Source organism: Varibaculum sp. C0165D1 (genome assembly GCF_056590355.1).
Genome location: NZ_JBWPVY010000005.1, coordinates 93,658 through 119,374, shown reverse-complemented (window position 1 = coordinate 119,374; position 25,717 = coordinate 93,658). Strand labels below are relative to the sequence as shown.

The window sequence follows — 25,717 nt, the reverse complement described above, 5'->3', positions numbered from 1 at the left end:
ATTAAAACATTGTTAATTTAATATAAGTTAGCTGCCCAAAGCAAGTGCTCAGGCCGAACTCACAGCGATTGCGGGCAAATGGTGAGTGTTGCCTCATTCGGGGTGTGGGTGAGAATAATTTGTCTGGATTGAGGTGATTCTGTAGATTTTAGTTCCCTTGGCGTTCTAGTTGCTCGCTGGCGCGGGTAGTGAACTTAATAATCTGACTCGCGACGGTTGCCGGATCGAACACCTGCAAAAGGTGGCGGGAAGAGTCTGCCCGCACCAGCCGGGCATCAATCGCGCGGGCAAACGAGGTCAGCCCCTGCCAGGTTTTGCTGGAGCGGCGGTGAGCTGCGGAAATCACCAGCTGGGGGAGCTGGCGATCCAGCAGGTCAATCTCTTGCAGGTCTTGCCAGGCCATATAAAAGGAAGGTTGCTCGCGGGCGGCACCCCGGTAAAGCCAAGCGAGAATCTTTCGCTCTATTTCTTGATAGAGGGGGCTCGCGCCCTCGTAATTTCCCTCAAAAGAGGGATCTATCTGCACGATTCCCACTGGCCGTACCCGGGAAGGAGTGGGGGACTTTAATAGCTGCGCCGCCCAAACTCGCACCAGCATCGCCCCATAGGAGTGTCCCACCAGCACTATAGGCAGCGGATTATCAAAGGTAGCTCCCAGGTGAGCGGCGGTTTTTTCTCCGCCCGCTCGCATTTCCGCCACTAGGCTTTGCCAAGTTACCTTCGCGTCCTCTTCGGGGCGCAAAATCGGGGAGCGGGTAGAGCGGGCGCAGTAAAAAGCGCGACAAAGAATCGGGAAAGTCAGGTTCCAGCTGCGCATAGATCCCCCCAGACCCGACTCTAACCAAATAAGCGGCGCCGGCCGCGCCGCCGAAGTCTTGCCAATCTGCACCCGCATATAGCTAATTTAAGCTACCCGATCTTCATGCGCGAGCGATTGCATGTTTCCTGGTAGGCAAAGCGGGTTTAATGGCGGGGGCAAAAAATCTCAAAATTTCGCTTGGTAACTCACAGCTTTAGGCATTGTCAATTTATCTCGATGTCGAGTAAAGTTGATGCCGAGGACTTAAAACTACAGCTTTTGGAGTTATTCATGGCAAAGATCAAAGTAGCCGGCCCAGTCGTCGAACTAGACGGCGATGAAATGACCCGCATCATTTGGCAAAAAATCCGTAATGAACTGATTCTTCCTTATCTGGACGTGGATCTTCGTTACTACGACCTCAGCATCGAGAACCGCGACGCCACCAGTGACCAAGTCACGATTGACGCTGCAAACGCGATTAAGGAACACGGGGTAGGGGTTAAATGCGCAACTATTACCCCCGATGAAGCCCGGGTGGAAGAGTTCGGGTTGCGGAAAATGTGGAAATCGCCCAATGGTACTATCCGGAATATTCTCGGTGGGGTAATCTTCCGCGAACCAATCATTATGAACAATGTGCCGCGCCTGGTAGGCGGATGGACGAAACCCATCGTAGTTGCCCGGCATGCTTTCGGTGACCAATACAAGGCTACTGATTTCAAGATTCCCGGTGCGGGCAGCCTGACTATTACTTTCCATCCTAAAGATGGCTCGAAGCCCATTGAACATACCGTGGTGGAATACCCCGAAGGCGGGGGAGTCGCCATGGGAATGTACAACTTCAACGATTCCATCAAAGATTTTGCCCGCGCCTGCTTCCGCTACGGCCTGTTGCGCGGCTACCCGGTTTACCTGTCCACTAAGAACACCATTTTGAAAGCCTATGATGGGCAGTTCAAAGATATCTTCGCCGACATTTATGACGCCGAATTCAAGGCGCAATATGAGGAAGCCGGACTGCACTATGAACACCGTTTGATCGATGACATGGTGGCCTCTTCCCTGCGCTGGGAAGGCGGATACGTATGGGCCTGCAAGAACTATGATGGCGACGTTCAGTCCGATACCGTAGCTCAAGGCTTCGGCTCTCTGGGGCTAATGACCTCGGTGCTAATGACCCCGGATGGGCGCACGATTGAGGCCGAGGCTGCGCACGGTACGGTAACCCGGCACTATCGCCGCTGGCAGCGCGGGGAAAAAACCTCTACCAACCCGATTGCCTCTATCTACGCCTGGACGCGTGGTCTGGCGCATCGCGGCAACCTGGACAACACCCCGGAGGTCACCCACTTCGCCGAGATCCTAGAAGAGGTAATTATTTCTACTGTCGAGGGCGGGCAAATGACCGGAGACCTAGCGCGCCTGATCTCCCCGGATCATCCCTGGCTAGATACCGATGGCTTTATGAATGTGCTGATTGAAAATCTAGCTCAACGCCTAAAGCAAGACGCATAAAATAAAACCCGGTTTACCTGGGAGTTTAAAGAGGGATTTCCTCTGATGATGCCCCCGGGTGAACGATTCTGTCGGGGCGGACGCAAAAATGAAGCGTCCGCCCCGTTTCTTCACGCTGGTTGGATCGTTGGAATAGGCTAGTATTGACTTTAGAACAAGCATTCAAAACCTAGAACAGGTAACGATCAGGGCGGGGAGGGAAGCCGTGGCGAAGAATCAACAGGTAGATGTGGAACGCTGCCTGTTTGTAATTCCCCCGATGCCGCATAATGCGCCATTGCTGACCACGGTTATGCGAGTAGCGTTTGAAGCTGCCAAACTGGGGATTGACTTAATTCCGGTCCAGTTAAACAGCGATCAACTCGATGTTGATGCCCTAGCTGACAGTGCAAAACTTATCGGCCCGATTTTACCTCTAGTTCCTTTTACCGCAGAGCAAAACAAACAGTTAGAAAGCCTGGGGGCAACGGTAAAGAAAGCAGTCTTTGCGACTGATTCCCCGATGTATCCGGTGGTGGCCGCCCTCTACGGTGCCTCTGGTAGGGCAATGGCTTCGCGGATGGTTTCCTCCGGGCATCGCAACTTGGTTTACCTATGTTCCGATAGCGTCCTCCTTAAAAACCTAAATCAATTGCGTTACGCCGGAGTGCTCCAAGGATGCATCCTCGGGGGTTGTCCCACCCCCACCATGCTCACTACTGAATACAATTCTCCGAATCTTTCTGGAGAGCTAGTACAGCTATTTTCTAAGAACCCTGGGGTTGACGGGTTTATCTGCCATAACGATTTCTTAGCGATGGAAGTTATTCAGGCGCTGCGGATGTGCGGACGGATGGTCCCTAACGATTGTGCCGTGATCGGGGTGGGGAATGCGCCCGAAGGGGAACTGTTCAACCCGCCGCTGACTTCTATTGATTTTAGTCCCGAAGCCAGCGGACGGATATATGCTCAGACGCTCGGCAAATTCTTATCTGGAGAAAAGGTGGAAGCGCCAGATCCCGCAGAAGTTGACAAGATGATGACGCTGGTAGCTAGGGGGAGTGCCTAGAAACCAGCCTCAAGAGGAGGAACAATGGGCCAGCCCACGGATCCGGAACCGAAACGACTGGGAGTTTTAACCTCGGGCGGGGATGCCCAAGGAATGAATGCGGCCGTGCGGGCGGTGGTACGTACCGCCTTGAAAATGGGTGCCCAGCCGTACGCGATCCTCGAAGGTTGGCAAGGGGCAGTTACCGGCGGAGAGATGATCAAGCCGATGGGCTGGTCAGATGTATCGAGTGTGCTCAATAAGGGCGGCACGATTATTGGTACTGCCCGCTGCCAGGAATTTCGGGAACGCTCCGGATTGCGTAAAGCCGCTAAGAACCTGGTTCTAAAGGGAATAGACCGACTAATCTCTATCGGTGGTGATGGCTCGTTGGCAGGAACCAATGAGTTCCAAGAAGAATGGCCGAGCCTGCTGGAAGAATTGGTACAGTCCGGGGAACTGACCCCTAAGCAGGTAGCCGGACATGAAAAGTTGCGGGTAGCGGGCCTGGTGGGCTCGATCGACAATGATTTAGTCGGTTTTGATATGACCATCGGCACCGATTCTGCCTTGCAGCGAATCCTGGTAGCCCTAGACGAGCTATCTTCTACCGCCGCCTCCCACCGGAGGACTTTCGTAGTAGAAGTAATGGGGCGGCACTGCGGGTATTTGCCGTTAATGAGCGCGGTTGCCCGGGGCTGCGATTATGTGTTTATCCCGGAAGCTCCTCCTGAGGCAGATTGGCAGAAGACTTTAGCAGACAAACTGGCAGCCGGGCGTAAAGCTGGCAGGCGCGAATCAATTGTGCTGGTGGCCGAGGGAGCTATCGACCACCAGGGTAATCCCATTACTGCAAACGATGTGTGTGACGCCCTCGAGCAAGAAACCGGGCAGCGCCCTCACCTGACTATATTGGGACACGTGCAGCGGGGCGGCACCCCCTCTGCCTATGACCGTTGGATGCCCACGGCCCTGGGGTATGCCGCCGTCTATGAAGTTCTCAATCAAGACCAAAGCTCCGAGCCGGTGATTATCGGGGCGCGTAACAATCGAGTAGCTCGCCTGCCCCTGATGAAAGCGGTTGGTGACACGCGCGCAGTCGCCAAATTCACCCAGGCCAAAGAATATGAAAAAGCGGTGCAGGCGCGCGGGCGTTCCTTCCGCGAGATGCTGGCCATTAACCAAGTAATGTCGACCCCTCCCCAGGAAGACCAGCTGCCTGCCGATGCCAAGCGGGTAGCCATTATGCACGTGGGGGGACTGGCTCCCGGGATGAACACTGCTGCCCGAGCGGCAGTTCGTCAAGGTATTGACTGCGGATTTGAAATGCTGGGAATCTACGGTTCCTTCGATGGGTTGATGTCCGGGAAAGTTAAGCGTCTGGCCTGGGAAGACGTTGAAGGTTGGGGATTTGATGGCGGCGCCGAACTGGGAACCTTGCGTCCGATTCCCCGGGTGGAAGAATACTACGCGATAGGGCGCGCCCTGGAAGAACATCGCATTGACGCGCTAGTGGTAATTGGTGGTTATAATGCCTATCTGTCGATCAATCAGATGCGCCAGGAAACTTCCCGCTACCCCGCTTTTAATATTCCGATGATTTGTGTCCCGGCCTCTATTGATAACAATCTGCCGGGATCTGAGCTTTCTATCGGTGCCGATTCCGCCCTTAATAATGCTGTCTGGGCGCTAGATCGCATCCGGGAATCTGCGGCCGCCTCTAGGCGTTGCTTTGTAGCCGATGCCATGGGGCGACACTGCGGATACCTATCCCTAATGGCAGGTATCGCGGCCGGAGCCGAGTTGGTTTATTTGGACGAATTCCCCTACGATCTGCAGATTCTAGCGGATGATGTGAAAATGATGCGGGATTCTTTCCGCGAGGGCCGCCGCCTCTGCCTGGTTCTGCATAACGAAGAGGCTGGAGGTAGATACGATCGGGAATTTATCGCCTCCGTGTTTGCGCAAGAATCGAACGGCTTCTTCGATGTGCGCCACTCCGCCCTCGGACACTTGCAGCAAGGCGGAGAGCCCTCGCCCTTTGACCGGATCTTAGCTACTCGCCTAGTGCGGGTAGCAATCAAAGAACTCCGAGAGCAATTCGCGCAAAGCCGAACCGAACCCTTAGGGGTGGGCTTGGCGGAACACGGGATCGAAACCTTCCCGCTACTAAAAATGCAAGAAAAGGTAGATCCTCAGGTACGGCGGCCTCTCAACCAATGGTGGTTGCCACTTATTGACATTATTCCGGTGGTTTCCCGCGACGAATGGGACGTTGAAGTCCCTAAGCTGCCAATCACTGACCTTTAAAGAAAACCGTTAGAACAGGAGAAAAAATGAGTGCCCCGATTGATCCCACTACCACCCAGGCATGGCAAGAGCTAGAGAATCTAGCCCAGTCCTTTCAGCCAGATTTAGCGGGTTGGTTCCAAGACCAACCTAGCCGGGCGGAAGATCTAACCTTGAGAGCTGCAGATTTACAAGTGGACCTGTCAAAGAACTTGATCACTGACCCCATATTGAAGGCGCTAGCCCGCCTGGCAGCACAGACCAAAGTTGAGGCGCATCGAGACGCCATGTTCGCGGGCGCGCATATCAATACCAGCGAAGATCGCGCGGTGCTGCATACGGCGTTGCGGCGGCCACGCGAAGATAAACTCGAAGTTGATGGGCAGGATGTTTCTGCCGATGTAGCTGCCGTTTTAGAGCAGGTTTACGATTTTGCCGAAAAGGTGCGCACCGGACAATGGGTCGGGGTCACCGGGAAACCCATTAGTACGGTAGTTAATATCGGTATCGGAGGCTCGGATTTAGGTCCGGCAATGGCCTATGAAGCGCTGATTCCCTATGTGAAATCGGGACTGCAGTGCCGTTTTGTGTCTAATATCGATCCCACGGATCTGTGCGAAAAAGTGAAGGATCTGGATCCGGAAACCACCCTATTTATTGTGGCCTCCAAGACTTTCACGACCTTGGAAACCCTAACTAATGCCCGGGCAGCTCGCACCTGGCTGTTAGACCAGCTGGCCGCTCGGGGAATCTGGGAAGGTAAAGAAAGCTCGGCTCAGCTCAGCGAGGAGGAGTCCCGCCAGGCAGTGTCGAAGCATTTCGTGGCAGTGTCTACTAATCTCGAGGCAGTAGCGGAATTCGGTATCGACCCGGATAACGCCTTTGGTTTTTGGAATTGGGTAGGAGGACGCTACTCGGTAGATTCCGCAGTCGGTACCGCCCTGGCGGTTGCGATTGGCAAAGCAGGATTCTCTGATTTCCTGGCTGGGATGCACGCCATGGACGAGCATTTCCAGACGGCTCCGCTAAGCAAGAACGTCCCCCTGCTAATGGGACTGATCAACGTGTGGTACCGCAACTTCCTGCATACCCCCACCCACGCGGTACTGCCCTATTCTCAATACCTACATCGTTTCCCGGCCTACCTGCAGCAACTGACCATGGAATCCAATGGTAAGGCCGTGCGCTGGGATGGGGCAGCGGTAACCTATGATACTGGTGAAATTTTCTGGGGAGAGCCGGGCACTAACGGTCAGCATGCTTTCTACCAGTTGATTCACCAGGGAACTCAGATGATTCCCGCGGACTTCATCGCTTTCGCTAACCCCACCTGGCCCTTAAAAGATGGCGACAACGATCAGCATGAGCTGTTCCTAGGGAACTTCTTTGCCCAAACCCAGGCGCTAGCTTTCGGGAAAACCGCTGAGCAGGTACGTGCTGAGGGCACTCCCGAGAACATCGTCCCGGCCCGGGTCTTCCCCGGAAACAAGCCCTCAACCTCGATCATGGCGCCACGGCTAACCCCCTCGGTGCTAGGACAGTTGATCGCCCTCTATGAGCACATCACCTTTGTGCAAGGGGTTGTGTGGGGGATTAATAGCTTCGACCAGTGGGGTGTGGAGCTGGGTAAACAGCTAGCCAAGGCGCTCACTCCGGCAATCGCCGGTGACAAAGAGGTCCTGGAGCAGCAAGATCCCTCCACCAAAGCATTGATCGACTACTACCACGCCAATCGCGAAAAGTAGCCTCTTATAACATGAGGGCGCAGCTTTATGCGTGAGCGCGGGGGCTAGGAGGTTGGTGCGCTAAAAGCGCTCGGGGCTCCGGTGAGCCTTGCTTCGCTCGGCTCAAGTCGCCCTCTCGCATCTTTTAGCGCGCCAACCGCGTATTGGCGCAGCATAGCGGCTGTTGTAACCGTGCTGTATGCGGGGGCTAGATTTTATCCGAGTGGGTGCGGTGGGCATAAGAATTTGGGAAAGACCCTGGTCTTTCCCAAATTCTTGGGCGGGAGGAAAAATCTAGCCCGCGCATTTACCGCCACACCAATCTATTCTCGGGAACGGCGATATCTGTTTCCAAGTGGGAGGAAAAATCTAGCCCCCGCGTCGCTAATGGTGGCAACGACTTTTTGCTTAGAGGCTGGCGATATAGCTTTGGAGGCTCTGCTCGCCGCTGACCCGTACCCGGGGATACTGGCGGAAATCAGCGCCTTTTTTAACTTTCCCGTATTTGGTGGTGAAGGCGGCTTTGATATCTAGCTCTTTAACCGCTGCCAATCCTTCCTCGGTCACATCTCCGAAAGGATAGGCGAAGGCGTCTCGGCTTTTTAGCAGGTCGATTGCTTTTGTAAGGTCATCTTTGATCTGGTTCTTGTTCAGTGCACTAATTAGCCCACCGTGCCCAATATGTCCACCGGGTTTATGCAAATCCCAAGAGTGGGACTGATAGTCAACATAACGGCTGGGGTTATTTCGAATTGCTTCTTGACTGGCGGCGATGCTTCCAATCAAAAAGGAAGTGGCCGGGATCTGATACTTGTCCAAAAGTGCTCGCCCGTGCTCTAGGAAACCGAGTTCCCCATCATCGAAGGTTAAAATTACGCTTTTTGCGGGGAGGGCAATCTGGTTGTCAGCCCAAGCACGTAACTCCGAAAAACTGGGATGGTAAAAGTTGTTACTTTTTAGCCATTTGAGTTGTTCTTCGAGCTTCGAAATAGAAATAAAATTATTATTCAGCTGGCTGGGCGGATTGTTGGGGTCATACACATTGTGATACATCATCACCGGAACCCCATCTTTAGCCCAGTCCCTGGAGCTGGCGGTAACTACCGAAACCTTTCGTTGTGCTCGTGCCTGGGCGTTGCCGCTAATACAGCGATACTCGATGGTGTAATCCCCAGCTGTTTGGGTATTAACTTTTCCGGTTGCCTCTACGTTGCCGATCATCCCGGACCGGTCATCAATGCAGTAGGCCCCGGATTCAATATAGCTATCGCCGCGCCGGACAACCGTATTCGCATCGCCATGTAATCCCACCGTCAAGTGCGGAGAATCGGCCTGCGGAGATGCGGAGTCCTGGGGGTGTGAAGTCGCCTTGCTAGCGGCACTTTTCGCCGGGGTTTCCTCTTTGGTAGTGCCAGAAAAGAAGCTAAACACCAGGCCTGAAACCGTGACTACTACCAAGAGTGATAGCAATAAGATTCCTAGTCGCGTTCCCCGGGAACGTTTATGATTGCCGGCAGCGTGGCGAGGACGGGACATCGTCTCTGCGCTCTAGAGGCGATCCATGGTGTCGGGGTGGGAGCCGGAACGGCCGGCCTCGCCCTTATCCAGGGAATCTAAATCAACTTTGGCCTGTTCATCTAGCTGGAAATCGAAAATATCCAAGTTTTCTTTAATGCGCTCGGGGTGAACTGACTTGGGGAAGAGGACGTCTCCGCGCTCAATACCCCAACGTAGTACCACTTGGGCAGGAGTCTTGCCGAGGCGATTGGCGGCAGCAATTACTTTTTCTTCCCCTAAAACGTTTCCGCGCGCCAGCGGCGACCACGCCTCAGTGACGATATTGTGCTTGCGGTGGAAGGCGCGTAGCTCATTGTTAGCGAATTGCGGATGGATCTCTACCTGATTAACGGCCGGAGTTACTCCCGTTTCGGTAATTAAACGTTCTAGGTGGTTGATTTGGAAGTTCGAAACCCCCACGGTACGTGCTGTTTTGTCATACTGGAACTCCAGGAGGGTGCGCCAAGTCTGCACAAAATCGCCCCCGTAAAGGGTGGGGAGCGGCCAGTGAATCAAGAATAAATCCACGTAATCGGTGCGTAGATCCTCCAGGCTTTGCTGGAAAGACTTCCGGGCGTCCTCCGGCAAATGCTTATCGTTATTGAGTTTGGTGGTCAAGAAAATTTCATCGCGCGGGATCCCCGATTCTTCAATGGCGCGTCCCACCTCGGCCTCATTGTGATACATCTGGGCGGTGTCAATATGGCGAATCCCCAGATCCAAAGCATATTTAACTGCGTCTACACAATCTTCGGGGGCAATTTTGTAGGTTCCGAAACCGAATTGCGGAATCTGGTATCCGGTGGAAAGTCCCACACTGGGAATGGACAGGGCGCTCATATAATCATTCCTTCAATTCTCGACTGCTTTCGCCCCTATTCTTACCTGAGCGTCGCCCTCTTTGGGCAACATTGCTAGCTAACTCACCCTTTAGGTCGAGAGCTTCCCGCTAAGAAAATTAAAATTAAAGGTTATTACCAGGCGAAACGCTTCTAAAATCTGAGAGTGTGTTTTATCTTGCACCGCGGAATAAATCCGGTGTACGCCCTCAAAATTGGAAGGTTACGAGGATGCAGCGGGATTAGCTGGGCGGAGTTAGTTATCGGCGTAGCGATAAACGTTGGTTTCCCGCTGCTCAAATCCGCAGCGCCGATAAAGGCGATTGGCGGCTTCGCGCGAAGGGCGAGAAGTAAGATCCACGGTTTTTGCCCCGACCTTCTTGGCGTGAACTACCGCAGCCTCTACTAGTTTTTGGCCAGCTCCGTGACCGCGGGCAGCCGAATCTACGACCACGTCCTCAATCCAAGCCCGCTTCCCGGTGGGAATCTTGAAGGTCGCCAAAGATAGCATCCCTAGAATCTTGCCTTCTTCGGAGCGAAAAACTAGCAAGTAGACTCCATCTTGCTCGCAGAACTCCTTGATCTGCTCGGGGGTCAGCTGTTTGGCGGATTGCGAAAGCTGGGGGATTAGACGCGAAAATGCCTCTACTAGTTCGTCACTGAACTCTTCGACCAGTTCGACTGCCATGATTACTCCTTTATTTTTAGGGAAGTCTCTACCTAGAAAAGATATACGCTGAAAGCGCAATTTGGAAAGTGACCTCCCCATTGGAAGTGTTTCTGAAGGAAAACCCGCGCCTTTAGCAGTTCCCCACAAGATAAAAGCCCAGGTAAATGTCATTTTATAGATTTTTAGCAATAATTTTTTGGGAGGAAGGGAATAAAAGTCGGGCCCGCGGAGTTGAGTTAAGTAGACTCAGGTTTTAGGGGAACGGCTTGATAGTCGGCCAGGATTTGATAATCTTGAGTGTGTAAGGCTCAAGGTCTTTTGAATCTCGACGGATGTCGCTAACACCGAAAATATCGGGCGTCGGCCGTCAAAACCTAGAGCTAAAAGACTAACTACATAAATTCTTTAGGAAGGAAAAACTATGGCACGTGCAGTAGGTATTGACTTGGGTACCACCAACTCCGCAATTGCGGTTCTAGAAGGGGGCCAGCCCACTATTATTGCCAACGCAGAAGGTCAGCGCACCACCCCCTCGGTGGTGGCATTCTCTAAGGCCGGAGAAGTCCTGGTAGGAGAAGTGGCCAAACGGCAGGCGGTAACTAACGTGGATCGCACCATCGCCTCGGTGAAACGCCACATGGGAGATAGCTCCTGGAAAGTAAAAATTGACGATAAGGAATATAACCCCCAGCAGATCAGCGCCTTTATTTTGGGCAAACTAAAGAAAGACGCCGAAGAATACTTGGGAGACTCGGTACAGGACGCGGTAATCACCGTGCCGGCCTACTTCAACGATGCGCAGCGCCAGGCGACTAAAGATGCCGGTAAAATCGCCGGACTAAACGTATTGCGCCTGGTAAACGAGCCTACTGCGGCCGCCCTGGCCTACGGGCTCGAGAAGAGCGACAAGGACGAATCTATTCTGGTGTTTGACCTCGGTGGCGGCACCTTCGACGTTTCCTTGCTGGAAGTAATGAAAGATGAGGACGGCTTTTCCACTATCGAGGTGCGCGCCACTAACGGGGATAACCGCCTCGGTGGTGACGACTGGGATCAGCGGATTGTCGATTGGTTAATCGGCACGGTGAAAACTAATACCGGTGTGGATTTGTCGAACGACAAGATCGCGATCCAGCGTCTGCGCGATGCTGCCGAGCAGGCCAAGAAGGAACTGTCCTCGGCCACCTCTACTCAGATTTCCCTGCAGTATCTGTCGATGGCTGAATCCGGGCCGGTTCACCTTGATGAGCGCCTAACTCGCGCCCGCTTCGAGGAAATGACTCAGGATCTGCTAGAACGCACCCGCAAGCCCTTCGAACAGGTAATTGCAGACGCCAAGATTCACGTATCCGATATTGACCACGTAGTGCTGGTGGGTGGTTCTACCCGGATGCCGGCAGTAGCCGATATGGTCAAGTCCCTGACCGACGGAAAAGAAGCCAATAAGTCGGTTAACCCCGACGAAGTGGTGGCCAGCGGTGCCGCCCTGCAAACCGGGATTATCCAGGGTGACCGCAGTGACGTCCTCCTGATTGACGTGACTCCTTTGTCGCTAGGGATTGAAACCAAGGGCGGGGTAATGACCACCCTGATTAAGCGCAATAGCGCGATTCCTACCAAGCATTCGGAGATTTTCTCTACTGCGGAAGACAACCAGGATTCGGTGTTAATCCAGGTGTTCCAGGGTGAACGTACCTTTACCCGCGATAACAAGTCTCTGGGAACTTTCCAGCTCACCGGGATTTTGCCCGCGCCTATGGGGGTTCCCCGGATCGAGGTCACTTTCGATATTGACACCAACGGGATTGTGCACGTCTCGGCGAAAGACCAGAACACCAATAAGGAACAGTCGATGACTATTTCTGGAGGTTCCGCGCTTTCTAAGGACGAGATCGACCGCATGGTTAAAGAGGCCGAAGCGCACGCGGAAGAAGACAAGAAGCGGCGTGAAGAAGCTGATTTGCGGAACTCGGCCGAACAGACGGTCTACTCGATCGAGAAACTGCTGAAAGATAATGCCGAGAAACTGCCCGAGGAAATCGCCAAAGAGGTACGGGAAGCCTCCGATAAGGTCAAGAAGGCTTTGGAAGGTGAAGACGTCGAGGCCGTGAAGACCGCGATGGAAGAACTCAACACCAAGTCGCAAAAGATTGGGGAAACCCTCTATGCGCAGACCCAGGCTGAAGCTGCCCAAGGTCAGGCGGAGTCTGGGGCCACTGCAGAGGATGCTGGTAGCGGTGCAGAGGATGACGTAATCGACGCGGAAGTGGTCGACGAAGAAGACGAAGACAAGTAACTCTTTAGTCTCAGACTGTCTGGGGCGCTCGCGAAAGTGGGCGCCCCACCGGCAGGAGGAAGAATTTTGGAAGAGCAAAATGGGAAACGGAGGATAAAGATCAAGGTGAAAGACCCATTGCATCCGACTTCGGATCCAGAATCAGAAAATCAGGCGGATTCTTCCGCCCCGCAGGACTCGGATCCTCAAGACCCCGGCACGCCGGAGCAAGCAACTCCCGTAAGCGCGGACGCCTCTGCGCAGTCAGAGCCGGTTGCCAGCGCTAAACCGGAAGAAACCGATAAGCAAGACGAAAACGCCGCTTTTGCGGATTTAGCTGCGCGTCTGGGGGAAGAAATTGATAGCGACCCCGCAGCCGTACCAGAAGAAGATGGTGCTTCGGAAAAAGCAGAATCTGAGGACGCAAATGCTCAGGTAGAACAGCTTAAAGCCCAGGTAGCACAGCTAGAAGAAGAGTTAGCTCGGGCAAGAGCCGAAACCTATAATTTGCAGCAGGAATACTCCGGGTATGTAAAGCGGAGCAAGACGGAAATGTCTGCCCACCGGACCGATGGGCAAAAAGCGGTGTTGCAAGTGCTGCTGAGCGTCCTCGACGATGTGCAGGCGGCGCGGGAGGCGGGCGAATTGGAAGGTCCCTTCGAATCGATCGCTAACAAATTGGAAAGTACCCTAGAAACTAACTTTGGTTTGACTCGCTACGGCAGTAACGGGGAGGAATTTGACCCCACCGTACACGAAGCCATGATGGCGCAAAGCGGCGGAGAGGGAGAACCCAGTATTGCCCAGGTGCTCCAGCCCGGATACAAAGTGGGCGACCAGGTGCTGCGGGCAACGAAAGTAATAGTAAATAACCCGGATTAGGGAAGAAGGAGGTGAGCATTCATGGCCGGACAAGATTGGGTAGCTAAAGATTTCTACGCTGCCTTAGGAGTGTCAAAAAAGGCAGATCAGGCCGAAATTAAGAAGGCTTACCGAAAACTAGCGCGCAAATATCACCCGGATCAGAACCCTGGCGATAAAGCGGCCGAAGAGAAATTCAAGTCAATCGGGGAAGCTTATCAGGTATTGTCGGACCCCGAACAAAAACGTCAATACGACGCTATTCGCGCTATGGCGGGTGGTGGTGCCCGTTTCAGCGCCGGCCCCGCCGGAGGTCATGGTGGGGCCGGAGGCTTCGAAGACGTATTCGGCGCTATGTTTGGGGGCGGAACCGTTCCCGGGGGAGGCTCCGCTAGGATCAACTTGGGCGAAGGTGACCTCGGCTCTATGTTTGGTTCTCTGTTCTCTGGGGGCGGCCGCGGCAGTTTCGGCGCATCCGCTCCTTTTGGGGCGAGAGCTGGCGGTTTTTCCGGTGGCGGCAAAGGGCAAGATCTAGCTGCGGAAGTCACCTTAGATTTTCGCACCGCTATGGCGGGCAGCACTATGAAGCTAACGGTAGATGGCAAGAGCCTAACCGCGCGTATCCCCAGTAAAATCCGCGATGGCAAAAAATTACGTCTGCGTGGAAAAGGACGACCCGGTCCGGGTGGCAATGGTGACCTGGTAGTGACCGTGCATGTCACCCCCGATCCGGTGTATGCGTTCGACGGGAAAGCCCTGCAGATGCAGCTGCCAGTTACCGCTGCCGAAGCACTCGCGGGTGCCAAAGTGAAGGTGCCCCTGCTAGGCGATAAACAGGCAACTATTAAGATCCCTGCCGGAGCCGATAGCGGTACTAAGCTGCGTATGCGCGGTAAAGGAATAGATGGCTTAGATGTGGTAGCTATCGTGCGGATAGTCAATCCGCGCAAGCCTTCTAGGCGGGTAGTTGATATTGCCCAGCAGCTGGGCGAAGCGATTCGCGCAGATCACCCGGATTTTAATCCCCGCAGTCAGCTTGAGGAGCAATAATGACTGCCACGGTAGAAACGCTCTATGTGATCTCGGTGGCCGCAGAGCTGGCGGGGATGCATCCGCAAACTCTGCGGCAATACGATCGCATCGGACTGGTTATCCCTAAGCGCACTAAGGGCCGGGGGAGGCGTTATAGCGCCGAAGATATTGCGGAACTGCGAGAAGTGCAGCGTCTTTCCCAAGAAGAGGGTATTAACCTGGCAGGCATTAAGCGGGTGCTAGAGTTGCAACGCGCGGCTACTCGTTTGGCGGCTGAAAATGAGCGTTTGCGTCAGCGGCTCACTATTTACGAACGCGGACGTGGGAGAGTGTTTTCGGCAGCTCCCACCGGGGAGGTGTCTCCTTTGACTAAGTTCCCAAGGTCGAGGCAAGTGTCGGGACAGGAATTGGTACCCTATCTACCAGGACAAATAGTTATTTGGGATGGAAATCAGGGCTAGCCTTTAGAATAAAGGCAATACTGCTACGGGAGGAAGTATGAGCGAAACTCCAAATCGATACGGCGCACACTCAAGTGAACAGGAACAATGGGTCTTGGACGGCGAATTGCACTCTGGAACCCCCGCCTCGCACGGGCAGGATTCCTCGCAGACGTCCTCCGGGCCCGCGGCTTCCTCCTCGCAACAAATACCGAGTCCAGGCGAAACTTATCGGGAAAACGGCACTAATTACGGGATGCAAAGTGGCTATTCGCAGCCAGCGGAGGGCGAGTATTCTAAGCCCCAATCATTCCCGGAGCCGCAACGGAAGTTTCCGGTTCCTCCCGGTTATGGGGGAAACGGTGCTGACTCTTGGCGTGCGCCTGCGGGAATGCCGAATGAGGGAGGGCCGGGAAATATCGGTCCAGGCAGCTTTTCGGGCCTCGGGGACAATCCCGTGACTCCCCTCAAGAATCCAAAATCTCGCGCCGTGCCGATCACGGTTTTGGTGCTGGGAATCGTATTTATGATCGTGGTTGCCCCGGTCGCCTTCGTTGGAATGCTACTTGGGTATGGGCTTAATCTCAGCGCCGATATGGAAAGTCATAGTGGCGATAGCGTTATCACTCGTGAGGATGACTATCACGGTCGTACTATCGTGCTGGTAGAGGTGCCAGAAAATACAGATGTTACCTGTAAGACTACCATCAACGGCCAGGAACTTGTCTCCGAAACCGATGCGGGGGCAGATTTCAGCGCCAACTCTGCCGGGGGTGACAAGAACAACGAGGTATTCAGCTACAATCTCCATACTCGTGGGAAACTGGTGATTGACTGCAAGAGTGCCCAGCCCGATAAAGCGCCGATCACCGCCATCAACGTGATTCCCAATGTTACTTTTACCTTGTTGATTTGGGCATTTATCCTCCCCACGATTATCGGCTTCACCGGCCTAGGGCTACTGATTTGGGGGATTGTCTGGACAGTTAAACGTGGTAGGGATAATCGCAAAGCGTTACTGAATAATTCCTATTATCGCTAGTCTGGGTGCTCGTCGCTCGCCGCGGTAGCCACTAAACAGCTGGTTTTTAGCTGTTCTAATTTTTTAGGGCTAATGCCCCTTTTTATGCCGGTCGTTAGGGTCTTCTCTGTTTTTTAAGAAAAAGCCTCTTTTGTGAGGCAGACAACTTAAAAAATAAAGTTGAGTGGAATAAACTCAACTTTAGAGGTGTTGGACTAAATAGCAACACCCCATCCCACCCGGATGGGAATATGGGAGGAAAATATGGAAACGAAACTTACAGTAAAATCGCAGGCCGCCTTAGGGGACGCGGTGCAAACCGCGCAAGCCAATAACAACCCTCAGGTTGAGCCAGAACATCTATTAAATGCTTTGCTAGGACAAACCGATTCGATTGCGTTTGCACTTCTAGAAGCGGTGGTGCCCAGCCGCACCCAACAAATTAACGCGCCCTTGCATCACCTGCTAGGAAAACTACCCAGCGTCACCGGGAGCTCCGTGGGGGAAGTACAAACCTCAATGGCCATGCGCCGAGTGATTAATAAAGCTGGCGATCTGGCGCGCGAACTTAGCGACGAATACGTCTCTACCGAGCACTTATTAATCGCCCTCGCCGATGAATCCGAAGGGCAAACAGAGGTTAGCCGCCTATTAAATAAGGCGGGAGCCAGCGTGCAGGCCTTGCGCGAAAAGCTCAAGGAAATTCGCAAAGACCCGGTAACTTCTGAAGATCCCGAAGCCTCTTTCCAGGCTCTGAAAAAGTACGGACGCGACCTCACCGAAGTGGCGCGCAGCGGGAAACTAGACCCGGTGATCGGACGGGATAAAGAAATCCGCCGGGTTATCCAGGTGCTCTCGCGGCGCACCAAGAACAACCCGGTGCTAATCGGAGAGGCTGGGGTGGGTAAAACTGCAGTCGTAGAAGGCCTGGCGCAGCGGATTGTAACCGGCGACGTTCCCCAGTCTTTGCAAAACAAGAAACTGATTAGCCTAGATCTCGGGGCAATGCTTGCCGGAGCAAAATATCGCGGTGAGTTCGAAGAACGCCTTAAGGCCGTCCTCGAGGAAATCAAGAACGCTGGCGGGGAAGTCATTACCTTTATTGACGAACTGCACACGGTAGTAGGTGCCGGGGGTGGATCCGAAGGCGCAATGGACGCCGGAAACATGATTAAACCCATGCTGGCGCGGGGCGAGCTCCGGATGGTGGGGGCCACCACCTTGGATGAGTACCGACAAAACATCGAGAAGGACCCGGCCCTAGAACGCCGCTTCCAGCAGGTGTTTGTAGCAGAACCCTCGGTAGAGGACACGGTAGCGATTTTGCGCGGGATTGCCCCCAAATACGAAGCGCACCACAAAGTTACGATTACCGATGGGGCGCTGGTGGCCGCGGCGAAACTTTCGGATCGCTATATCACTGAACGCAACCTACCGGATAAGGCCATTGACCTGATTGATGAGGCCGCTTCCCGTCTGCGGATGGAGCTAGATTCTAGTCCGGTGGAGGTAGACGAAAAGCGCCGTCAGGTTGACCGGCTGAAAATGGAAGAAGCCTATCTGGCTGATTCTGAGAGTGAAGGCTCAGATGAACAGACCAAAGCCCGCCTGGCCGACTTACGCGCTGAAATCTCCAAGGAACAACAGGTCTTGGACGAACTAAACGTGCGTTGGGAATCCGAAAAAGCCTCGCGCAACAAGGTCGGGGATCTGCGCGCCCAGCTCGATAAGCTAAACACCCAGTTAGAGCGGGCAATGCGCAGCGGCGATTGGGAAAGCGCCGGGCGTTTACAGAACGGGGAAATTCCCCAGATTCAAGCCGCGATTGCCGCTGCCGAAAAGCAGGAGCAGCAAAGCGATGGCTCCGACGCGATGGTGGTCGAAAAAGTTGGCCCCACCGAGGTTGCGGAAGTCGTGGAGTCCTGGACGGGTATTCCTACCGGGAAAATGATGCAAACCGAAACCGAGAAGTTGCTGCACATGGAAAGCGAAATCGGTAAGCGACTAATCGGGCAAGAGCAGGCAGTCCAAGCCGTATCAGATGCGGTGCGGCGCTCGCGGGCCGGGGTATCTGACCCCAACCGTCCTACCGGTTCTTTCCTCTTCCTCGGACCTACCGGGGTGGGCAAGACCGAGCTTGCCAAGTCTTTAGCGGCGTTCCTCTTTGATGATCCCGCGGCGATGGTGCGCATCGATATGAGCGAATACGGAGAAAAGCACTCGGTATCTCGTCTGATCGGAGCGCCTCCCGGCTATGTGGGCTACGAAGAAGGCGGCCAACTGACTGAAGCGGTGCGTCGGCGTCCTTACTCGGTGATTTTGCTCGACGAAGTCGAAAAGGCGCATCCGGAAATCTTCCACGTGCTGTTGCAGGTGTTAGACGATGGGCGACTGACTGATGGTCAAGGCCGGGTAGTGGATTTTCGCAACACTATTTTGGTGCTTACCTCTAACCTAGGCTCGCAGTATCTGACCGAGAAAGATATGAGCGAGGACGAGAAGGAACGTCTGGTTATGGAGGCAGTGAAAGCTAATTTCAGACCGGAGTTCTTGAACCGGCTAGACGAGATTTTGATCTTCAAGCCGCTCACTCGCACCCAGCTGGCCAAGATCGTGGATCTGCAGCTAGCGCAAGTTATGCAGCGGCTAGCTTCTCGCCGCTTGAAGCTGGTAGTTAGCGAGGATGCGAAGCAGTGGTTAGCTAACCGCGGCTACGACCCGGCGTTCGGAGCACGTCCGCTGCGCCGCCTGATTCAAACCGAGATTGGGGATCAGCTGGCCCAAGGGCTGTTGGCCGGACAATGGGAGGACGGTGCCGAAATCAAGGTGGAGGTGCCGCAGGGGCACGCCGCTCCGGCGGGAAGGTTCCACCTGCAGCTGGTTTAGTGACACCTCGTCATTAAAGTGGTGCCGGAAGAGGGATACTCTTCCGGCACCACCTGATCACGCTTATTATTACTGAAAGCCCTGTTAGTGAGGGTGTCTAACCGAATTTTCGCCAAATTACAGGTCTGAGGGGGTCGAATAACACTCTCAGAGGGGACAACTGTTGTAAAACATCGCCGATTCGTTAGGTGCTTTGCGGTGAAAAACTGTATCCTGGTTAGAGCTTGGGTATTATTGTACCTAACGGTAGAAAAGATAATAGGTGGTAGGCAAAAGGGAGGGGGATGCCCAGGTGCCCAAACCAGCACATAAGAGCGGGGAACGCGGGCCTTACGCCGGTGGCGTGGCTCGACGTGAAGCCATACTTGACGCAACGGTAGACATGATTGCGGAAGTTGGCTACCACGGTCTATCTATGCGCGATGTGGCCCGCCGTGTTGGTATCTCGCACCCGGGGGTTATCTACCACTTCCCCTCCAAAGAAGCCCTGCTCATGGCGGTTATCGAGCGCTATGAGGATCGCTCTAACTTCGACGTACAGGCTATGCGGCACATGCAGCCTTTCGAAGTATTCAATGCCTTCACCGAACTTTCTACCGAGCTCAGTTCCAATCCCACGATCGTGGAAATGGAGTGCATGCTGTCGGTGGAAGCCTCCAACGAGGTGCACCCCGCACATGATCACTTTGCAGCCCGCTTTGAAGGACTGCAAACCGTGCTGACGAGTGCTTTTAGTCAGCTACAAGAAGATGACCTGATTAACAAGGACGCCGACCCGAAGACACTGGCACATTCCCTTCTGGCCGAATGGTACGGCCTGCATATCCAGTGGCTCTACAACAGGGACAGAGTAGATGTGGTCGGTTCCTTGACTAACTTGATTATTAATCAGGTGGATCTTTCCAACCCCAAGGCACTTCGTGCCATCATGTCCAGCGGTTTCGCTTCCCCCTCGGCGATGGCTGCAATCGAACAGGTGGCGGGATTTACCTTGGAAGATCTGTTGGAAAAGGGATACATCAGCCTTTCCTCCCAGGAAATGGAGAAATACGGCCTTTCGGACGTGCCCGAGGACATCTTGGACAAGATTGTTCGTTCCGGCATTCTGGTGGCCAGCGACCTCGAATACGCGCAAGAAAATCAGGCTCTCAGTATCGATTTGCTGGGCCGGTTGGTTATCAACAACGTCCTGGAAACCGACGAATACAACACCTTGGCGGATGTTGGCGTAGTGCCGCGTGAAGCGGTGGCGGCTCTTACCGCGGTTATGGCTGCCCGCCCCTTCTAGGAATCAGCCAGGATGGCGTTTGACCCGGTAGCTGCAGTCCTTACCCAGTTTCCTTTCCCGGTTTCCTGCGCCCTCTTTTCCTTTGAATCGGCGTCTTTACCGCAAAGTTGCCAGTTGCTAGGAAGTTGGGGTGACCAGGGAAAAGTATATCCGTGGATGTCGGTGACCAAGCTCGTTACCTCTCGCACGATTTTAGGGGCCGTTGAAAACGGCATCCTCGACCTGGATCAGCCCTTAACCCGGATACCGGGAGTAGACGATTCCCGCCCGGTAACAGTAGCTGACCTGCTTGCTCACCGCAGCGGATTGGACCATGAAAAACGGGAATTTAGCCGCGTCCCCCAAACCCGCAGGGTATATTCCAATTCCGGATATGAAATCCTGGGCGAGCTGCTCGCTCAGCGTAGCGGAGTTCCCTTCGCTACCTGGGCGGCGGAAATGGTGTTTTCACCCCTGGGAATAAAACGCAAAATGCGAGGTTCGCCTGCCTGGGGAATGCATGGCAACCTGCGAGAACTACTTACTTTTGCCTACGAGGCCGCCTGTCCGCGGTTCCTATCTCCAAAGCTGTTTTCTGCTTGGTCAAGCAGTGATGAAATGCAGCTACCTGGGGTAGTGCCTGGCTATGGCTTTCACCGCGATAATGCTTGGGGACTAGGCTGCGAAATCCACGCCGGAAAAGACCCGCACTGGACGCTACCCGGCTCTAGCGAACAGACCTATGGACACTTTGGACAATCCGGGTCTTTCCTCTGGATTGACCCTGCAGCCCACCTGGGGGCAGCTTTCTTAGGGCAAGAGTCCTTCGGCCCCCTCCATAAGCGGCTGTGGCCGCAGTTAAACCGCGCCCTCCGCGAGATTGGAACTTAAAGGGCTTTAGGGGGCTACCTCTAAAATCACCGGCACATGATCGGAGGCGCCTTTGCCTTTGCGTTCCTGGCGCAAAGACTGCGCTCCCGTGACCTTTTTTGCTAGGGCGGGGGAGCAGTAAGCGAAATCTATACGCATTCCCTCATTTCGGGGAAAACGCAACTGTTTGTAGTCCCAATAGGTGTACCCATCAAAAAGGTCGCGGGTAACTTCGGTGAAACCGGCATCTTCGAAAGCGAAAAAAGCTTCGCGTTCGGGTTTAGACACGTGAGTGGCGCCCGCAAAAACCTCCATATCCCACACATCCTGGTCAAAGGGGGCAATGTTCCAGTCGCCCATTAGCGCTAGTTGTGCTTTCGGATCCGCCTGAAGCAGCGAAGACGCGTACTCGCGGAGCCTAGCTAGCCAAGTAAGTTTATAGCGATAGTGCGGATGAGAGAGCTCGCGACCATTGGGAACATAGAGGGAAAAAATTCGCAGCCCGCCGCACAGGGCGCTGAGGGCGCGCGGTTCCACTACCGCTTCTTTCCCGGGGTTCCCATAGGCAGGCTGGCCCGGGAAATCTTGCTGCACGTCGTCCAGACCCACTCGAGAAATAATCGCCACCCCGTTCCACTGGTTTGCCCCATGCACCGCGACCTCGTATCCGGCAGCGGTGAAAGGCTCATAGGGGAACTGGTCCGGGCGACATTTGGTTTCTTGTATCGCCAATACATCTAAGTTCTCGCGCTCTAAAAGTGCGCTCACCCGTTCGTATCTGGCGCGGATCGAGTTAACGTTCCAAGTTGCAATCCTCATGTGCTAACCATATCGGTTCTAAAACCGATAAACTGAATGCCATGACCGCTAATGATTCTCAAAAAGATCGCCTGATTTCCTTAATCAAAGAGCTATCAGTTAAATATGGCGATTTCACGCTCGCCAGCGGAAAGAAATCCTCGTTTTATATTGACCTGCGTCGCTCCACCTTGCATCATGAGGCCTCGGTATTAATCGGGCATGTGCTCTTGGATCTGCTAGAAGAGGCTGGCTACTTGCCCGAAGATATTGATGCGGTCGGCGGGCTAACTATGGGGGCGGATCCAGTAGCTTTTGCGATCATGCAGGCTGCGTCCTCACGTGGCCTCGATATTGATGCTTTTGTAGTGCGCAAAGAAGCCAAAGATCACGGGATGGGTCGACAGGTAGAAGGCCCCGACATCGCTGGTAAACAGGTGGTGATCGTGGAAGATACCTCCACCACTGGCGGATCTCCCATCCAGGCAGCGCAGGCAGCGGAAAAAGCAGGAGCCAAAGTGCTCTGCGTGGCGGTGGTAGTTGATCGCGGCGATGTGGCTAAAGAAAAAGTTAACCAAGCCGGCTGGAAATATCTGGCGGCGCTAGATTTGACAGATTTAGGGATCGAGGGGGATTAAAAGATGTCATGGGTTTTAGTAACCGGAGCTTCCAGTGGACTCGGGCTCGAGTTTTGTAACCAGCTAGCAGGGCGCGGTCACAACGTGGTGATGGTGGCGCGGCGAGAAAATGTTTTGCTGGAACAGGCGCAACGCATTGAAGACTTTTACGGGGTAACCTGCGAAGTGTTGCCTGCCGATTTAGCTTCACAGGCAGGCCTAAAAGCGGTGGCGCGGCGTTTAGCCTCCCCCGAGCGTCCGATTTCACTGTTGGTTAATAACGCTGGTTTTGCCCTGGCAGAAGATTTTGTAGACGGCTCTGCCTCTCAGCAGGTGCGCGGACTAAACGTAATGGTGCGCGCGGTGATGTTGCTGTCACAAACCGCGGCTTCGCGGATGCGTAAGCGCGGGCGGGGTGCGATTTTGAATGTGTCTTCGGTAGCTTCCGGGACCGCTATGGGAACCTATGCGGCTCATAAGACCTGGGTAGAGATCTTTAGTTGCGCCCTGGCAGAAGAATTGCGAGGCAGTGGGGTGCAGGTAATGGCGCTAAAGCCCGGCACTACCGATACTGGTTTCTTTAGCAAGATCACCACCAAGATCGAGGACGTGCCCACTATTGCCCGGCTAACCCCAGAATACGTAGTTGAACAGGGATTAAATGATCTGGCGCGCGGAAAAGTTATTTCGGTACCTTCTGCGATATTTAAGGTCATGAGCTTCTTGACCTGGAAGGCTCCCCGCTCCCTAGTGTGCCGTTTCACGGGTTACCTGCAGCGTGACCGGTTTAAAGTCTAAGCCCATGGGAAACGGAGTTGGCCCTTGGCCTGGAGGGCCTGACCATTGGCCGGAAGGTGACCATTGGGATCCCCAGCTACTTGCGGAAGGCGACCGGCGCAATGTGGAAGATCGTTTTCGTTATTGGCGCCGGGGCGCGGTTCGGGACTACCTCGATAGCGAGCGTTTCCCTTTCCAGGTCGCCATCGAAAACCTCGACCATGATTTCAATATTGGCTCCATCGTGCGTTCGGCTAACGCTTTCGGGGCTAACTCGGTACATATCGTAGGTGCGCACCGCTGGAATAAACGGGGCGCGATGGTAACCGATCGCTATCAGCATGTAGACCATTTCCCGGACGCCGGATCTTTTGCGCATTGGGCGCGCTCTGCCGGGGTCACCCTGATTGGGATTGACAATGTGGAAGGCTCTCAGCCTTTAGAAGATGCGGTTTTACCGGCCGAGTGCTGTCTAGTTTTTGGTTCCGAGGCGAACGGTTTAAGCCCGGAAATGCTCTCTGAATGCGCCGCGGTTTACGAGATTACCCAGTATGGCTCCACCCGCTCCATAAATGTAGGGGCGGCCGCAGCAGTAGCTATGTGGGCGTGGGTGATTCAGCATCGCGATAGCCCGGATTCTGCTGTGACATCAGGTTGCGGTGGGGAGTGAAGCGGACGAAGAATAGAGTCAGAGCCGCGGGCGTGCGGGTGGTAGGGGTTAGTGATCTGCCGAATCTCGTCCTCTAATAGCCTTAAAGCCTTGGGACACAAGGCCCTGCGCACGCCTCGACCTTGTGAGACAATAAAACAGGTAAGGAATCTATCTTAAAGGAGGCCCTCGTGGCTATTGCAACCCCTGATGTTTATAACGAAATGCTAGATCGCGCGAAGGAAGGCAAGTTCGCTTATCCCGCGATTAACGTTACTTCCTCCCAAACGCTAACTGCCGCGATTCGCGGTTTTGCCGAGGCAGAATCAGACGGAATCATCCAGGTATCGGTAGGCGGTGCCGAATACTGGTCGGGCTCCACCATTAAAGATCGGGTAGCCGGCTCCCTGGCTTTGGCCGCCTATGCGCGGGAGATCGCCAAGAACTACCCGGTGACCGTAGCTTTGCACACTGACCACTGCGCCAAGCAGAACATTGATTCTTGGATTCGTCCCCTAATGGAGCTGGAAGCTGAAGAGGTCAAGGCTGGTCGCCTGCCTTTCTACCAGTCCCACATGTGGGATGGTTCTGCTGTTCCGTTGAAAGAGAACCTGGAAATTGCTCAGGAACTGCTGGATTTGTCGGTGAAAGCCAACACCATTCTTGAGGTCGAGATTGGTGTTGTTGGTGGCGAAGAGGACGGCATCGTTGGCGAAATCAACGAGAAGCTTTACACCACCCCCGAAGATGGCATGAAGACCGCCGAAGCTTTGGGATTTGGTGAAAAGGGTCGTTACCTGACCGCTTTGACCTTCGGTAACGTCCACGGCGCCTACAAGCCGGGCTTTGTTAAGCTGCGTCCGGAAATCTTGGGTGAGATTCAGGAAGCCGTAGGCAAGAAGTACGGCAAGGGTGATCGTCCGTTTGACCTGGTAATGCACGGTGGCTCCGGTTCGACCGCCGAAGAAATCGCCACTGCGGTAAAGAACGGCGTTATCAAGATGAATGTTGACACTGATACTCAGTACGCCTTCACCCGTCCCGTCGCCGACTGGATGTACAAGCACTACGACGGTGTCTTGAAGATTGATGGCGAAGTTGGCATTAAGAAGCAGTACGATCCTCGTTCGTGGGGTAAAGCTGCCGAAGCCGGTATGGCGGCGCGCGTAGTCGAGGCGTGTGAGCGTCTGGGCTCGGTCGGCACCAAGATTAAGTAACTTTGCTAGCTATCTAGTTAGCTAAAGATTTAAAGGGTAGCTCTGGCGGATTTTCCGCCAGGGCTCCCCTTTTTCTTGCACCTGTTATCGACGAAGCCTGACTACGGAATCTTAATCTTTGCTGGCAGAGCCTTGGCGGGTTCTCGGCATTAGCCCGGATCCTCCGCCAAGGCTTCCCTTTGGTTTGCGCTATTTAGAGACAAGAGCGCCCTCCGGGGACAGTTTTACCCTCCCGGAACCGAACCACCCTCCCGGAACGTAATCGCCCTCCGGGGGCAAGATCACCCTCCGGGGTGGTGTTTTGGGGTGCGTAAATCGTGTTTTTCTCGGCGTTGGAGGGTGCTTTTGTATAGGGAGGGTGTTTTGGTGCGGGGAGGGCGCTTTTGCTCGCTTGTTTGGCTTTTACCTGACCAAATCACCCTCCGGCGACAGGATCGCCCTCCCGGAACCGAATCGCCCTCCGGCGACAGTTTCGCCCTCCGGGGTGGTGTTTAGAGGGGCGAAAATTGTGCTTTTTCTCGGCGTTGGAGGGTGCTTTTGTATGGGGAGGGTGTTCTGGTGCGGGGAGGGCGCAGGTGATGAAA

At 54.3% G+C, this 25,717-nt stretch carries 21 protein-coding genes; 16 read left to right on the top strand and 5 right to left on the bottom strand.

Going from position 1 to position 25,717, the window contains the following annotated elements; all coding sequences use genetic code 11:
- Positions 1–148: 148 nt before the first annotated feature.
- Positions 149–895 carry an alpha/beta fold hydrolase gene (locus AC1EKS_RS08095; protein WP_481009305.1) on the bottom strand — a complete coding sequence of 249 codons (747 nt, stop codon included), beginning with the start codon at positions 893–895 and terminating at the stop codon, positions 149–151.
- A 195-nt stretch (positions 896–1,090) separates the two neighbouring features.
- Between AC1EKS_RS08095 and AC1EKS_RS08090 the strand changes: the two genes are divergently transcribed.
- The 4 genes from AC1EKS_RS08090 to pgi all read left to right on the top strand — a co-directional run bounded on the left by AC1EKS_RS08090 (position 1,091) and on the right by pgi (position 7,378).
- A complete protein-coding gene (locus tag AC1EKS_RS08090; protein WP_481009345.1) occupies positions 1,091–2,317 on the top strand; it encodes an NADP-dependent isocitrate dehydrogenase in 1,227 nt (408 codons plus the stop codon).
- Positions 2,318–2,522: 205 nt separating this feature from the next.
- Positions 2,523–3,365, top strand: coding sequence for a substrate-binding domain-containing protein (locus AC1EKS_RS08085; RefSeq protein ID WP_481009304.1), 843 nt, complete (start codon positions 2,523–2,525; stop codon positions 3,363–3,365).
- A 24-nt stretch (positions 3,366–3,389) separates the two neighbouring features.
- Complete coding sequence (locus AC1EKS_RS08080) at positions 3,390–5,654, top strand: 6-phosphofructokinase (protein ID WP_481009303.1); 2,265 nt, start codon at positions 3,390–3,392, stop codon at positions 5,652–5,654.
- 26 nt (positions 5,655–5,680) lie between these two features.
- Positions 5,681–7,378 (top strand): glucose-6-phosphate isomerase, encoded by a 1,698-nt coding sequence (pgi, locus tag AC1EKS_RS08075; protein ID WP_481009302.1) that lies wholly within the window; start codon positions 5,681–5,683, stop codon positions 7,376–7,378.
- Between the two features lie 387 nt (positions 7,379–7,765).
- Here the strand turns inward: pgi and AC1EKS_RS08070 are convergent, their stop codons facing one another.
- The 3 genes from AC1EKS_RS08070 to AC1EKS_RS08060 form a co-directional block, all read right to left on the bottom strand.
- A complete protein-coding gene (locus AC1EKS_RS08070) occupies positions 7,766–8,827 on the bottom strand; it encodes a polysaccharide deacetylase family protein (protein WP_481009301.1) in 1,062 nt (353 codons plus the stop codon).
- Between the two features lie 78 nt (positions 8,828–8,905).
- The gene (locus AC1EKS_RS08065) at positions 8,906–9,754 is read right to left on the bottom strand and encodes an aldo/keto reductase (RefSeq protein ID WP_481009300.1); all 849 of its coding nucleotides are present in this window, start codon (positions 9,752–9,754) and stop codon (positions 8,906–8,908) included.
- A 255-nt stretch (positions 9,755–10,009) separates the two neighbouring features.
- The gene (locus tag AC1EKS_RS08060) at positions 10,010–10,441 is read right to left on the bottom strand and encodes a GNAT family N-acetyltransferase (RefSeq protein ID WP_481009299.1); all 432 of its coding nucleotides are present in this window, start codon (positions 10,439–10,441) and stop codon (positions 10,010–10,012) included.
- A gap of 403 nt (positions 10,442–10,844) precedes the next feature.
- Between AC1EKS_RS08060 and dnaK the strand changes: the two genes are divergently transcribed.
- The 8 genes from dnaK to AC1EKS_RS08020 all read left to right on the top strand — a co-directional run bounded on the left by dnaK (position 10,845) and on the right by AC1EKS_RS08020 (position 21,096).
- Positions 10,845–12,719: a molecular chaperone DnaK gene (gene dnaK, locus AC1EKS_RS08055; RefSeq protein WP_481009298.1), complete on the top strand. Its 1,875-nt coding sequence runs from the start codon at positions 10,845–10,847 to the stop codon at positions 12,717–12,719.
- Positions 12,720–12,824: 105 nt separating this feature from the next.
- Positions 12,825–13,580 carry a nucleotide exchange factor GrpE gene (locus AC1EKS_RS08050; RefSeq protein WP_481009297.1) on the top strand — a complete coding sequence of 252 codons (756 nt, stop codon included), beginning with the start codon at positions 12,825–12,827 and terminating at the stop codon, positions 13,578–13,580.
- Positions 13,581–13,601: 21 nt separating this feature from the next.
- Positions 13,602–14,609 carry a DnaJ domain-containing protein gene (locus tag AC1EKS_RS08045; RefSeq protein WP_481009296.1) on the top strand — a complete coding sequence of 336 codons (1,008 nt, stop codon included), beginning with the start codon at positions 13,602–13,604 and terminating at the stop codon, positions 14,607–14,609.
- Positions 14,609–15,052 carry a heat shock protein transcriptional repressor HspR gene (locus tag AC1EKS_RS08040; protein ID WP_481009295.1) on the top strand — a complete coding sequence of 148 codons (444 nt, stop codon included), beginning with the start codon at positions 14,609–14,611 and terminating at the stop codon, positions 15,050–15,052. Before AC1EKS_RS08045 ends, AC1EKS_RS08040 begins: the two co-directional genes overlap by 1 nt.
- 37 nt (positions 15,053–15,089) lie before the next feature.
- Positions 15,090–16,073 carry a hypothetical protein gene (locus AC1EKS_RS08035; RefSeq protein ID WP_481009294.1) on the top strand — a complete coding sequence of 328 codons (984 nt, stop codon included), beginning with the start codon at positions 15,090–15,092 and terminating at the stop codon, positions 16,071–16,073.
- 243 nt (positions 16,074–16,316) lie between these two features.
- Positions 16,317–18,938 carry an ATP-dependent chaperone ClpB gene (gene clpB, locus AC1EKS_RS08030; protein WP_481009293.1) on the top strand — a complete coding sequence of 874 codons (2,622 nt, stop codon included), beginning with the start codon at positions 16,317–16,319 and terminating at the stop codon, positions 18,936–18,938.
- 292 nt (positions 18,939–19,230) lie between these two features.
- Positions 19,231–20,226 (top strand): TetR/AcrR family transcriptional regulator, encoded by a 996-nt coding sequence (locus AC1EKS_RS08025; RefSeq protein ID WP_481010356.1) that lies wholly within the window; start codon positions 19,231–19,233, stop codon positions 20,224–20,226.
- A 12-nt stretch (positions 20,227–20,238) separates the two neighbouring features.
- Positions 20,239–21,096 carry a serine hydrolase domain-containing protein gene (locus AC1EKS_RS08020; protein ID WP_481009291.1) on the top strand — a complete coding sequence of 286 codons (858 nt, stop codon included), beginning with the start codon at positions 20,239–20,241 and terminating at the stop codon, positions 21,094–21,096.
- Positions 21,097–21,102: 6 nt separating this feature from the next.
- Here AC1EKS_RS08020 and AC1EKS_RS08015 read toward each other — a convergent pair whose 3' ends face one another.
- Positions 21,103–21,894 carry an exodeoxyribonuclease III gene (locus AC1EKS_RS08015; RefSeq protein WP_481009290.1) on the bottom strand — a complete coding sequence of 264 codons (792 nt, stop codon included), beginning with the start codon at positions 21,892–21,894 and terminating at the stop codon, positions 21,103–21,105.
- Between the two features lie 41 nt (positions 21,895–21,935).
- Here AC1EKS_RS08015 and pyrE point away from each other — a divergent pair, with 41 nt between their 5' ends.
- The 4 genes from pyrE to fbaA all read left to right on the top strand — a co-directional run bounded on the left by pyrE (position 21,936) and on the right by fbaA (position 25,133).
- Positions 21,936–22,511 carry an orotate phosphoribosyltransferase gene (pyrE, locus tag AC1EKS_RS08010; protein WP_481009344.1) on the top strand — a complete coding sequence of 192 codons (576 nt, stop codon included), beginning with the start codon at positions 21,936–21,938 and terminating at the stop codon, positions 22,509–22,511.
- A 3-nt stretch (positions 22,512–22,514) separates the two neighbouring features.
- Positions 22,515–23,288 carry an SDR family NAD(P)-dependent oxidoreductase gene (locus AC1EKS_RS08005; RefSeq protein WP_481009289.1) on the top strand — a complete coding sequence of 258 codons (774 nt, stop codon included), beginning with the start codon at positions 22,515–22,517 and terminating at the stop codon, positions 23,286–23,288.
- A gap of 4 nt (positions 23,289–23,292) precedes the next feature.
- Positions 23,293–23,937 carry a TrmH family RNA methyltransferase gene (locus AC1EKS_RS08000; RefSeq protein ID WP_481009288.1) on the top strand — a complete coding sequence of 215 codons (645 nt, stop codon included), beginning with the start codon at positions 23,293–23,295 and terminating at the stop codon, positions 23,935–23,937.
- Positions 23,938–24,089: 152 nt separating this feature from the next.
- Entirely contained in the window at positions 24,090–25,133 is a 1,044-nt protein-coding gene (fbaA, locus tag AC1EKS_RS07995) for a class II fructose-bisphosphate aldolase (protein WP_481009343.1), read from the top strand.
- Positions 25,134–25,717 lie beyond the last annotated feature (584 nt).